The 11958-nt window shown below is 51.3% G+C and carries 9 protein-coding genes; all 9 read right to left on the bottom strand.

Annotated elements, in window-relative coordinates; all coding sequences use genetic code 11:
- Positions 1-15: 15 nt before the first annotated feature.
- Positions 16-1953 carry a histidine kinase N-terminal 7TM domain-containing protein gene (locus tag JOD20_RS04270; RefSeq protein ID WP_204754073.1) on the bottom strand — a complete coding sequence of 646 codons (1938 nt, stop codon included), beginning with the start codon at positions 1951-1953 and terminating at the stop codon, positions 16-18.
- A gap of 94 nt (positions 1954-2047) precedes the next feature.
- Complete coding sequence (locus tag JOD20_RS04265) at positions 2048-2335, bottom strand: hypothetical protein (protein ID WP_204754072.1); 288 nt, start codon at positions 2333-2335, stop codon at positions 2048-2050.
- A 72-nt stretch (positions 2336-2407) separates the two neighbouring features.
- Entirely contained in the window at positions 2408-2929 is a 522-nt protein-coding gene (locus tag JOD20_RS04260) for an NUDIX hydrolase (protein ID WP_204754071.1), read from the bottom strand.
- Between the two features lie 5 nt (positions 2930-2934).
- On the bottom strand, positions 2935-4599 hold the full coding sequence (locus JOD20_RS04255) for a protein kinase domain-containing protein (protein ID WP_204754070.1): 1665 nt from the start codon (positions 4597-4599) through the stop codon (positions 2935-2937).
- An 8-nt stretch (positions 4600-4607) separates the two neighbouring features.
- On the bottom strand, positions 4608-5069 hold the full coding sequence (locus tag JOD20_RS04250) for an NUDIX hydrolase (protein ID WP_204754069.1): 462 nt from the start codon (positions 5067-5069) through the stop codon (positions 4608-4610).
- A gap of 120 nt (positions 5070-5189) precedes the next feature.
- Positions 5190-6398, bottom strand: a complete 1209-nt coding sequence (locus JOD20_RS04245) for a glycosyltransferase family 2 protein (RefSeq protein WP_204754068.1) — start codon at positions 6396-6398, stop codon at positions 5190-5192.
- Positions 6385-7347 carry a mevalonate kinase gene (gene mvk, locus JOD20_RS04240; protein WP_239583705.1) on the bottom strand — a complete coding sequence of 321 codons (963 nt, stop codon included), beginning with the start codon at positions 7345-7347 and terminating at the stop codon, positions 6385-6387. Before mvk ends, JOD20_RS04245 begins: the two co-directional genes overlap by 14 nt.
- Before the next feature lie 210 nt (positions 7348-7557).
- The gene (locus tag JOD20_RS04235; protein WP_160319473.1) at positions 7558-7716 is read right to left on the bottom strand and encodes a hypothetical protein; all 159 of its coding nucleotides are present in this window, start codon (positions 7714-7716) and stop codon (positions 7558-7560) included.
- Positions 7717-8055: 339 nt separating this feature from the next.
- Positions 8056-11856: an efflux RND transporter permease subunit gene (locus tag JOD20_RS04230; RefSeq protein WP_204754066.1), complete on the bottom strand. Its 3801-nt coding sequence runs from the start codon at positions 11854-11856 to the stop codon at positions 8056-8058.
- Positions 11857-11958 lie beyond the last annotated feature (102 nt).

Genomic DNA, 11958 nt, shown 5'->3' with positions numbered 1-11958 from the left:
CCAGATGCCTTGCGCTTAGGGACGTTGTCGCTCAACCGAGCCGGAAGGGCGATCGCCTTGGTCTTCCATCAGCGCCAACTGACGGGCCACTTCTTCCACCGCCACCCGTTGTTTTCGATAAAAATCCGATTCGCTCATTGCGAGCTTATCTATAATCTCGCGAATCCGTAAGCCTTTGAGAAAGCGTAACTCTAAAATATTGTAAATCATCCATTCGGGCGCAGAAGGATCAAGTTGATCTTCAGGCCGAATATTTTCAATTGCTTGGCGCAACACGCCTTGCAAGGCGCGGGTTGGGCTGCCACCTTGAGTATTAAGCAATTGACGCACCGTGCGCAAATCGAGCAATGGGCTATCGCTCAGTTTTGGCCCGCCCCAATAATGCGAAAGCGCATCTTTCACCAATTGGGGAAACTCAGGGTGCAACGCCACATCCGCAATCGCATCGGCCATTTCTGAGGCTGGCGTTTCAATTTCGCTGGTCAATTGTAACAGCGAAGCGCTCTGCGGGGCTAGCCCACGCAACGAGCTAAATAGATTTTGCTGCAATTGCATATGAGTCAGCGCCAATTCCATCTGATGCGCCAAGGTTGCGATTAATTGACGAGTTGGGATGGTCAGCTGCTCAGGTTTACAGCCAATGCCTATTGCGCCCAGTAATTCCTGCTGGCTATTGTACAATGGCAACAAACAAAACCCATCGTGAATGCTAAAATCCTCGACCTCAGGCATGCGATCGTTGCGAAAAGCGCCGTGTGGCAAGCTTTGCAAGAGTTCGCTAATATTATTGACATTTAAAAACTGTTTGATCGTGCGGCGCGGGCCACACGAGGCTTGAACTGTAAATTGATCCTCATTGGGAGCCAGCACAAAGCCCGATTCAACCCGCAACGAGCCACAAACGGCGACCAAGGTATTTTCGAGCAATTGGCGTAAATCTTGGCGCGTAAAAGCTCGCTCCTCGAAGCGCCGCATCCAACGCACTTCATCGCTATCTTGGCGATAAATTAGGGTATCGACGGTTGGCCGAATTCGCCCAATAAAAATTGGCATCACCACCGTCATCAGCATCACCCCAAAGATCGTGATCGTTGCGCGCGGCAAGCCAGTTGAAGCACTCAACGGCTCAACCAATTGTAAACAGATAATCAAGGCCACGCCAACCACTGGCCCATATAAAATGTATCTTAAGAAATTATACTTAACTAAGCGATCCGGAACAATCACCCCATGGAAAGCGACGCTATAGGTCATGAGGGTCATCATCACTCCTACGCCGGTCGTGCTCGCACCTAGTAACATCAACGAAAGCCAGGATGGCACAACCGTAGTATTGGCAGCGATGATTAAATAGGGAAACACCCCCAAAAAGGGTGCTAAAAAAGAAGTACTTAAATACCATAAGCGCCGCCGATTGGCCGGAGTGATCGAGCGGCGATGGGCTTGGCGAATGCACCACACGCCCAATGAACAGACCGCCACAAAATAGCTAATAAAAAACCAAAAGAGCGGCCCTTTGCCAAAACCAACATACGGCTGGCTGGGAACATCGATCACCAAAAGATTGCTGGTGAGCGCCACCAACCAAAAGCCAACGCTAAATGTATAGAATAATGGTAAGAGCACTCGCGTCCACATACGTGGATCACCAGTGCTGCGCAGCAGCGATTCAGCAAAGTGGTAGTAGGCCGCAGGCACAAGGCTAATCCCTGCCCATTGAATGCGCCAAAGCACATGGCGAGTAGCTTCAGTTTGTGCTTGACGTTGTAGAATTGCGCCCCCAAGCACAATCATCAAGCCAACGATCAGCAAACAAAACGAACGCGCTACCCCATTGCGCCAATTGTGCAGAGCAATATAGGCAAATAACGAAAACCCTACGACCACAATTGCTGCTAGCGTTAGGTCATTGGCTGCTAGCAAAAAATTAGTCCACGAAAACGCCGCCACCATACCTAAATTTCCTAGCGATTGAGAATGTAGTTTGCGAACTGTGGCCGCAGCATTGCCGCCAACTTGAATTATAGCATGGCGCGACGAGCCGTTTCTAAAGCACTAATTTGATTGCTGCCAACCATGCCACAATCCCCGCAATCAGACCTACGCCTAAAAGCAAGTTTCGGTTGCGGGTTGATTCGGGCGTGTTCGATTGCATCACGCTAAAGCAACTAAAGCTAACGCCAGCCCCAAGCAGCATCAGGCCCGTCCAAAGATCGCCAAAGATGCTTAACAACAAGCCAGCCAAGGCCAAAATCGCCCCTAAAATGATCAATAACTTCGAGCCAAGCACCTTACCTGGCGCATCGTTGGGGTTACCATAGGGTGTTAGTGGCATATGTATGCTCCTGCATGCAACAAGCACGGGCTAAGCCGTGCCTGTTGTGGGTTTGATTAAATTATTTCTGCATTAAGCTTGCCAAGCAATCCGCAGTTGATTATGCTCGTCGTAGGAATAATGCGCAAAAAATGGCGGATCATGCGGCTGCATGCTCAACACTTTTGGCAATAGAATCGCCAAATCATCAACTAAATCGCTGGTTGGCAGTTGGTTTGCCGCGTGCCATTCCAACGCGCCTTCAACACTTGGAACGAAGTTTTGATTGCTAGCTTCGGCAGTCCACACCGCCATCACAATGCCCACTTCAGCGCCGCTATCGATATGCACAATCCCAGCCAGTCTGGGAGTGGCAACTGTCAAGCCAGTTTCTTCGTGCACCTCGCGCAGCGTCGCGCTCAGAAAATCTTCGTTGCGCTCGATATGGCCACCAACCCCGTTTAAGCGATTGGGCCAAACCCGCTTGGTAGGAGCGCCGCGCAGCAGCAACACTTGGCGCTCGGCTCCGCTGCCATAGGTTACAAAACACAGCGTCCGTGGAATGGCCTGCCAACGATGCAAATTGTTGTTAATCCCTTGATCTTCACGCCCCATAATGCTTACCTCGGTATTGCCCCAGGGCCACGCACTTTGGCCATGCCCATCACGGCTTCGGCTAAATTCGCGTCGAGTTTATAGGCTTTTTCGTAGGCTTGCAAGGCATCGTTATTTTTACGCAGATCAAAGAAGGCTTGGCCTTTGCCACACCATGCCTGAGCATCGCGCGGATTGACCTTCAAGGCTTGATCGAAGTAGTACAAGGCTTGCTTGGCTTGATTTAATTCGAGCGAGGCATAGCCCATACTGCGCCACGTAATTGGATCATTTGGGTCGAGCTTGGAAGCGTATTCATAGGCTTGGAAGGCCTCTTTGGGCAAGGCCAACGCACTATAGACGCGGCCACGGCCCAGCCATGCCCGCCGCTCTTTTTTATCCAAGTTCAAGGCCAAATCGTAATCTTCCAAGGCTTCGCGCAGCTGATACAAATATTCGTGCGATTCGCCGGAAAGCCAGTGCAAGCGCACTTCTTCATCGCGCGTTGGATAGAGCGTCAAGGCATGTTCGTAGCTTTTGAGCGCATCGTTGTAACCCAACAAGGCCACTTGGCACATCCCCAAATTGAGCCAATAGGTTGCGCGCGCACTTTCTAGCTCGGTGGCTTGGCGAAAGCATTTGAGCGCAGCACTATATTCGTGCAACGACATATGCACAATGCCCTTAGCATTCAGATCAGCGGCTTGAGTTTCGACGCTAATCGTCACGGTTGGGCGGGCCAGTTCTTCGCCCAAGTGATATTTGCGCAGCCACTGCAAATCATGTTCAAGTTCATCGAACGATTGGTAGCGGTCGTTGGCTTTTTTGGCCAAACAGCGCAAAATCACGTGGTCGCAACCGCGGCGCAAATCGGGCCGCACTTCCGAAGGCGTTGGCGGTGGCACGTTGCAATGCAAATGGGTCAATTCAGCAACCGTCGGCGCTTTGAAGGGTAAATCGCCAATCATCATCTCATATAGCATCACGCCCATTGCATAAATATCGCTGGTTGTGCCTAGCGGCGTGCCTGGCGCACGTTGCTCTGGCGACATGTATGGTTGGGAGCCGCCAAACAAATCGCTAGCATGGGTCACAATTTTGCTGTCGTTATGTTGCGAATCGTGGCCCCAGCGCACTTTATTTGAAACGCTGGCACCTTGGGCCAAGCCAAAGTCGGTCACTTTGGCAATGCCTTCGGGCGTAACCATCACATTATCGGGCTTGAGATCGCGGTGAATCAAATTACAACGATCGTAGGCATATTGCATGCCCCAGCAAATTTGGATGGCAAAATCGAGAATATGTTTGAAGCGCAAACGGCCACGGCGCATCATCTCGCGCAGCGAAACCCCAGGCACAAACTCCATAACGATGTGCGGACGGCCTGCAATCGTCACAATTCTGGTTGCTTCGACAACATTTGGATGCGAACCAAGCCGCATCCAAACTTCGGCCTCACGGGTGAAATTGGCAATTGCACTATCGACCCATGTGAATTTGGCTTGAAAGGTTTTCATGGCCACGGTCTGCTCCGAACGCAAATCGCGGGCAATGTAGACCAAGCCCATAAAACCTTTGCGCACATTGCGCACCAAGTAGCGTTGGTCGATAATATCGCCAACTTTAAACTCTACGCCCTTTAAATTATCGGCATCATCAGAGCGCGAGAGGAGCTTATCGAGAATGGCCACAGCTCACCTCATTGATTGTGATTGGGTTGATGGTCGCCGACTGAAGGTGAACGTTGTTCGCGTAGAATCGCTGCTGGTTGATTGCTCAAGGCATCGAGCACTCGCTCACGATGTTTTGGCAGAAATTGTTCGGTGGGCAAGGATTCTGGGGCAAACCACTGATGTTCCGCAGATTCCTCGGTTGTTTGGAGTTCGCCGCCAAGCACATTGCACTCAAAGGTTAGCACGACTTCATGCTTTTGGGGCTTGGAATAGACCCCAACCAGCCGATTTACGGCAACCTCTAAGCCTGTTTCTTCACGCACCTCACGAATAATGCCCTCGCTGACACTTTCGTGGGATTCAACTCCGCCACCTGGCAAATTCCACCAGCCGCTATCAGCCCGTCGTGAAAGCAACACTGCACCATTGGAATTAAAAATAAGCGCAAATGCCGCTACCCGATGGCTCGGTGGATGGATCTTGGTCATCGTTGACGCTCCTAAAAACGAAAAATGAATAATAGTCGTCGCAGACCAAAGCAAAAGAATATCCAATGCTCTAAACATTGGCTTAACACTATCATAACGTGGTGATCAAGAGGGGCAAGATTAGGCCTTTGGTTGTTGATCAAGACTTTTAGCTAATAGCATGCCTTGTAGTAGGATGGTCGCATCGGCGGCGCGCCGTTGACGACTCAATGCTTGAATCGATTCTAGTAAGGCTGCGTTAGCATCGTTTTGTGCTTGCACAATTGGCACAACAAAATCACGAGTGGCTAAACGTAATAGGCCGTTGCGAATTGCCCCCAACCACGGTCGCCGCGCTGGAATCGGCGCTGGTGCAACATTCACTTTAGCACGAAGTTGGCGTTCAATCCATTGCAATTCGGTTTCGCCACCGTCGGCAGTTTCATCAGGAAAAATATCAAGCTCGCTGATCACCGGCTGCGATTCATGGTTTAAAAAGGCTGATTGATAGGCTAAATAGGCAATCTTCAGCGCTTGAATCTCATCGTCGCTTGCACAAGCCCGAATATGGCCCATCTCGGCGGGCAGCCAAGTGCGCATCAGCCAAGTATTGTTGAAATATTTAAAGAGGTAGCGCAAGCGATTGAAATGATAGAGCTGCAAGTAGACAGCGCTACGATGGCCCACGCTTGAGCCTTCAATATGGGTTGCAACAGCCCGCGGCGTATACAGAATATCAAGCCCTGCCCGTCGCATGCGGGTGCAAAAATCAACTTCTTCGTAATAGGCGGGGTAAAATTGCTCATCAAGCCCATCGAAGCTTTCCCAGGTGCTGCGCCGACAAGCAAAGGCCGCGCCAGTCACATAATCAACAGTTTCTAGCGCGTTATATTGGCCATGATCAAGCTCACCGACTCCCCGATGATGGCCTAAGCCCCATGGCAAGCGCAAAACTCCACCAGCATGCTGAAGCGTGATTCCATCGCGATAGAGTAATTTGCCGCCAACCGCACCAATATTTGGCCAGCGTTCCAAGGGCGCAATTAGCTGCTCAAGCCAAGCGGACTGCACAATTAAATCGGGATTAGCCAGCACAATATATTCAGCGGACGTTAATCTCGCTCCTTGATTGCAGCCGCCTGCAAAGCCCAAATTGGCTCCGGTTTGCACAAAGCGCACTTGAGGAAATTGGCTTTTGACGATTTTGGCGGTTTCATCACGCGAGGCATTATCGACCACCACCAATTCGCTGGGCGCAGGATCAAGCGCCAACAATGAGTTGAGGCAATCGCCAATATAGCGAGCGTGGTTGTAGGTTACAACAATAATCGCAGCATCAAGCATGGTCATGAGTAACCTCTTCAGCAGCCTGGGTCGGCATCAGGCTGGTTTGCCAAGTTTGCACCGCCCCAGCGGCTCGCAATTGGTTTTGAATCAAGGCTGCACGCTCAGCGGGAACGAGGGCTAGCATAATTCCGCCCCAGCCAGCGCCCGACATTTTTGCGCCCCAAGCCCCAGCTTCAAGCGCCGCGTGCACCAAGTGATCAAGTTTGGCGCACGAAACGCCGAGCGTTTGGAGTAATTGATGATTTTGGCTCAGCAATTGGCCAAATTCTGGGCCAGCATTGCCCGCGAGCGCTGCTTGAATCTGCCGCACCAAGCTGCCAACCGCTGCAAATTGAGCATTATAGCGATCTGGCTCAGCCAACCAGCGCTGGCGCAAATCGCCGACTACCGCTTTGGTTTCGCTGGCGATGCCACTATCGGCGACCACAAAATGCCATTGCTGGCCCACCGCTAGCGGCGCAATAATCGGATCAGCATGGGCTTGGCGCTGAAACAGAATTGGCTGTTCGTAGGCAACGACGGTATTATCAATGCCTGAGGGCGTACCATGAAACGCTTTTTCGCTCTGATACACCAAATCTGAAATGACTTGGGCTGCAATCTGCTGGCCCGCCTGTTCGGCCAAGGCGCGCACCAAGGCAGCGCCAACCGCAGCCCCACTGCCCATGCCACTAGCAATTGGAATGCTGGAGCTGATCGTCAAGCGCAAATCAGGCTCTGGCAATTGCAAATAATCTAAAGTGCGCTGAGCTAAATCGCTGAGCGGCGCGGTTGCCCGTAAACGCCAAACCAAGCCCAAATCGGGCGCGTGCACCGTCATGCCAGCGCCAGAAGGAGCTGGTTCGGCGACGACGCTCGCGCGGAGGGCGGCAATCGGCATAGCTAAAGCAGGTTGATCATACACCACGGCATGCTCGCCCGCTAAAATAAGTTTTCCAGGCGCACTATTCATCGCGAGTATTATAGATCGAATATCTTAATTTGCTGCGTGCTCTGATCGATTGAATCTGATTGGTCACGCCCTCACCCCAACCCCTCTCCCGTGGCGCGGGAGAGGGACTTTAATGCGGTGGTTCAGCAATAATTCGTTGGTAAAAACAAACGCGTGCTCCCCTCGCCCGCGTCCAGTGGGCGAGGGGGCTGGGGGGAGAGGGAACAAAATTTAATCCCATAAGAAATAACGCCCAGCTTGATAAATCATGCCAACAGCGGTCAAAATCACTGCCACATACCATGGCACATCGAGAAACATCATGCCAACAACTAAGACCAAAAATAAAACCGCATAGATAATTAGCCAATTCCGAAAGCCCTTGGACATAGCCATAACTCCTACACACAACAAAACGTAGCTTGATTAAAGCTTGTGCAATACTAAAAATGCACGTTTGTGGACATCGATTTAGTGCATGGTACGCATAGCTGGCCTAGAATGCAAACCGAAGCTGAATCTGACTGATCCAAGCTTTATTGATAGCCACAATAGTTATACACGCTGGGAAACATACGTGGCTAATGGCCAGTGTAAAGCATTTTTCCTACAGTTTTGATGCCAAAATAACTCAAATTGCAACATTAGGAGCGCTAAAGTTGCCTTGCCAACAAAAAACGCAGGCTACCGTGAAGGTAACCTGCGCTGTAACCAGAACCAAGCAGCTAATTAGGCGGCTTCGGCTTCGCTGGTTTCGCTATGGCCATGCTTATCGCCAAAGCCAAAGCGTTTTTTGAGGCTTTCAACCAAGCTATACACAACTGGCACAACCAGCAAGGTCAAGAAGGTCGAGGTGAACAAGCCACCAATCACCGCAATCCCAAGGTCTGCGCCAATAAAGCCGCCTTCTTTGAGGCCCAAAGCCAATGGCAGCAAGGCAACCATCGTCGCAATTGCGGTCATCAAGATTGGCCGTAAGCGCACGCGAGCAGCTTGCACCAACGATTCGTAGACTGGCTTGCCTTCTTCACGATATTGTTCAACCAACTCAATCAACACGATTGCATTGGTCACCACAATCCCAATCAAGAGCAAGACCCCAATCATGGTGGTGATGCCCAGTGGCTTGCCAGTGAGGAACAGCGAGGTCAAGACCCCGATAATCGCCAATGGCAACGAGAAGAGAATGATTAATGGGTTCATCAACGAGCCAAACGAGAGCACCATCACCAAATACACCAAGATAACGGCCACGCCCAAGGCGAGGAACATATCGTTGAAGGTGTCGGTTTGTGATTGGGCTTGGGCACCAGCTTGAATAATTACGCCTTCGGGCAAGCCAATGTTATCGCGAATTTCAGCCTCGACCGCAGCTTGGGTCGAGAAGGTATCATCGCTGGTAAATTGACCTGAAATCGAGGTGGCGCGGTCGCCGTTGATCCGCACGATGCTGCTTGCGCCAGGCACTTCGCTAATCGTTGCAACTTGTGAAAGTGGCACGGTGTTGATTGTGCCGACTTCCAGCGCGCGCAATTTTTCAGCATCCAAGGCCGCAGGATCGACTTGTACGTAAATATCAAGCGGTTTGTTGGTGCCATCCAATTGGACAGTCCCAGCGTTTTCGCCAGTCAGCATTGCGCGAATTTGCAAAGCGATTTGGGCTGTGCTGGTGCCGCTGTTGATTGCCTTGGCAGGATCAACCGCAACTTCAAGCTCTGGCTGCACTTCGGCCAAGCTGCTCTTGACGTTGGCAATATCGAAGCGATCGCTGACTTTATTGCCACCGATTACGGCCATAATTTTGTCGTTGGCTTCGCGCAGTTTGTTAATATCCGAGCTAACCAAGGTAATGTCGAGGCCAGCATTGCCAGGGCCGCCACCTTGCGAAACAACTTCGGCAGTTACCGATTCGAGGCCAGCAACGCCTTTGATTTGGGTTTCCAGTTCTTTGGCGAAAGCAGCTGGGTCGGTTACTTTGTCGTTATCGATCGTCAAGCTGAAGCGGGCGCTATCAGGAGCGCTGGCACCACCGGATCGATCACGAGCTGCGTTTGCACCGCTTGAGCTACCAATGACGGTTTGAATATCGCGCACTTTGCCTGCATCACGTTGCACCAACAACAATTTTTCAATTTCGTTGGCTTTGGCAACGGTGGTTTCAAGGTCAGTGCCCGATGGCGTGTTGATCTGGATTGAAATCAACTTTTCGCTGCTATCAGGCAAGAAGGTGAATTTCAAGAAATTGACGAAACCAAAGCTACCCAGCAACAAGGCAAATGCAATGACCAATGTCCAAGCGCGGTTGCGCAAAGCCCACAACAAGGCTGGAGTGTAAGCGCGTTGCATCCAAGTGTTTTCTGGCTCTTCTTTGGTTTGGCGAATAAACAGATAGGCCAAAAGCGGCACAATCGTAATTGCCACAATCAACGAAGCCAACAAAGCGTAGGTAACGGTCAAAGCGAAGGGCAAGAAGAATTTCGAGACGATCCCGCCGACCAAGCCCAAGGGCAAGAACACACAGACGGTGGTCAAGGTCGATGAGGTAATTGCGCCAGCAACTTCCTTGGTGCCTTCGATCACAGCTTCGCGGCGATTCGCGCCTTTATTCAAGTAGCGATAGATGTTTTCCAGCACCACAATCGAGTCGTCGACCACCCGTCCGACCGCGACGGTCAGACCGCCCAAGGTCATCACGTTGAGCGAGAAACCTTGCAAACGCATCAGAATCAAGGCCACCATAATTGAAAGTGGAATTGAAACTGCGGTTACCAAGGTGGTGCGCAACGAACGCAAGAACAAGAAGATCACCACAATCGCCACGACTGCGCCAATTGCGCCTTCGGTCAACACTGCGCTAACCGCTTGGTTGATTGGGGTGGCTTGTTCGCTGACGATTTGAATCGTCAAACTACCATCGTTGAATTTGGCGAATTCAGCTTCAACAGCTTCGACAATTTCAACCGTGTTGCCAGTGGTATCTTTGGAAATTTCCAAGCCCAAGCTGGCTTGGCCGTTGGTACGGGTTACAGTGCTGCCACCAACTGCGCCAACTTCAACCGTCGCCACATCCTTCAAGCGAATCAGCAATGCTTCAGGCACGCCAGCGCTGCCAGCTGCATCGGGATTGTTGAGCTTTTGCGCCAAGGCTGCTTGGCTTTCTTCTGAAAGCAAGGCAGTAATTTCAGGCGTAAAGGCCGATAAGAATTGAGCTGGAATTTGCTCGATCAGCTCAGGCGTAATTTGATCAGGGCTAGTAATGCCAAAGGCCGCAAATTCTGCTGGCAAGGCACTTGCGCCATTGCCTGGAGCTGGAGTAGCAGCAGGAGCAGCGGCCACAGCTTCGGCCAAAGCAGTTTGGCTAGCTTCGGGCAAAGCCAAAGCCAAGTTGACTGGGAATTGAGCCAAGCCAGCAGCTGGCAATTGGCCAATTACCGTTGGCGTAATTTGGTCAGGTGCTGTAATGCCAAAGGCCGCAAATTCTGCTGGCACTTCAGCTTCTGGCAAGCGTTCGGCCAACGCAGCTTGGCTATCGTCGCTCAAGGCCAAGGCCAATGGCAAGCTGATTTGGCTCAAGCCAGCAGCAGGAAATTGGCCAATCACCGCAGGTGTAATTTGATCAGGGCTCGTAATACCAGCAGCTTGCAATGGAGCAGGAATCAAGCTGGTTGTGACTGGTTGGGTTGGGGCTTGGGTTGGGCTAGGAGTAGCTGCCGCAGTTGGTTGGGCAGCCGCACCGCCAAAACCACCAGTTGCACCACCAAGGCCACCGCTGGCTCCACCACTTAGATCAACACCCTTGATCCCAACTACAACGTTTTCAATTTCGTTGGTTGAGCTATATTTGTGGGTAATCCGCAAAGGCAAGCCACGGCCTTCGTCGGTAATCGTGCCCACGGGGAAGACCAAGTTATTGGCTTGCAAGAATTGCACAACTTGGGCTTGGGTTAAGTTGTTGGCAGCCATTTTCTCAGGATCAAGCGTGACCAAAACTTTTTCTTGCTCGCCGCCGGTTACCGCCACGTTGTTCACGCCAGGGATGGCCGACAAGGCTGGCACCAGTTCGCCATCGACCTTGGCTTGAACGTCGCTCAAGTTTGCGCCGCTAACGCTGGCCACGACAATTGGCAACGAATTGAAGTTAAACGTGCCAATCGTTGGTTTTTGGGCGTTCTCAGGTAAGCTCAACGAGCTAATTTTCTCTTGAACCTCAACCTTGGCATCTTTGGGGTCAACATCAACATCAAAGGTCAAAATGGTAAAGGCAAAGCTTTCTGACGATGTTGATTGAACTGCTTGAACGCCCGACAAGCCATTAACGGCCTTTTCGATTACCGATGTCACTTCGCTATCCATGGTTTCAGAAGAAGCCCCCGGATAGATCGTGGTGATGCTGACGATGGGGAAGGAAATATCCGGGAAGAGTTCCCGTTTCAGCCCTGCTGAAGCAACCAGCCCCGCAATGATCAAGACCACTGAGATCATGATCGTAATTGGCGAGCGCTTAAGCGATTGACGTGTAAACCACAACACTACGTGGCTCCTTTCGGCACGAAAATGTTTGACGGCAAGATTATTTGTCGCTACGATTATATATGTCGATAATATTTCGGCACGCGAACTATTATAGGATTT

Source organism: Herpetosiphon giganteus, from assembly GCF_016907925.1.
Taxonomy (GTDB): Bacteria; Chloroflexota; Chloroflexia; order Chloroflexales; family Herpetosiphonaceae; genus Herpetosiphon; species Herpetosiphon giganteus.
The sequence above is the reverse complement of the archived record's forward strand: the minus strand, read 5'-3'. Positions and strand labels throughout refer to the sequence as shown.

What these genes read in the sequence shown, in the direction of transcription:
- JOD20_RS04245 (WP_204754068.1), bottom strand. Translation starts at nt 6,398, where the DNA reads ATGACCATGCTTGATGCTGCGATTATTGTTGTAACCTACAACCACGCT.
- JOD20_RS04270 (WP_204754073.1), bottom strand. Translation starts at nt 1,953, where the DNA reads ATGGTGGCGGCGTTTTCGTGGACTAATTTTTTGCTAGCAGCCAATGAC.
- JOD20_RS04265 (WP_204754072.1), bottom strand. Translation starts at nt 2,335, where the DNA reads ATGCCACTAACACCCTATGGTAACCCCAACGATGCGCCAGGTAAGGTG.
- JOD20_RS04250 (WP_204754069.1), bottom strand. Translation starts at nt 5,069, where the DNA reads ATGACCAAGATCCATCCACCGAGCCATCGGGTAGCGGCATTTGCGCTT.
- JOD20_RS04235 (WP_160319473.1), bottom strand. Translation starts at nt 7,716, where the DNA reads ATGTCCAAGGGCTTTCGGAATTGGCTAATTATCTATGCGGTTTTATTT.
- mvk (WP_239583705.1), bottom strand. Translation starts at nt 7,347, where the DNA reads ATGAATAGTGCGCCTGGAAAACTTATTTTAGCGGGCGAGCATGCCGTG.
- JOD20_RS04260 (WP_204754071.1), bottom strand. Translation starts at nt 2,929, where the DNA reads ATGGGGCGTGAAGATCAAGGGATTAACAACAATTTGCATCGTTGGCAG.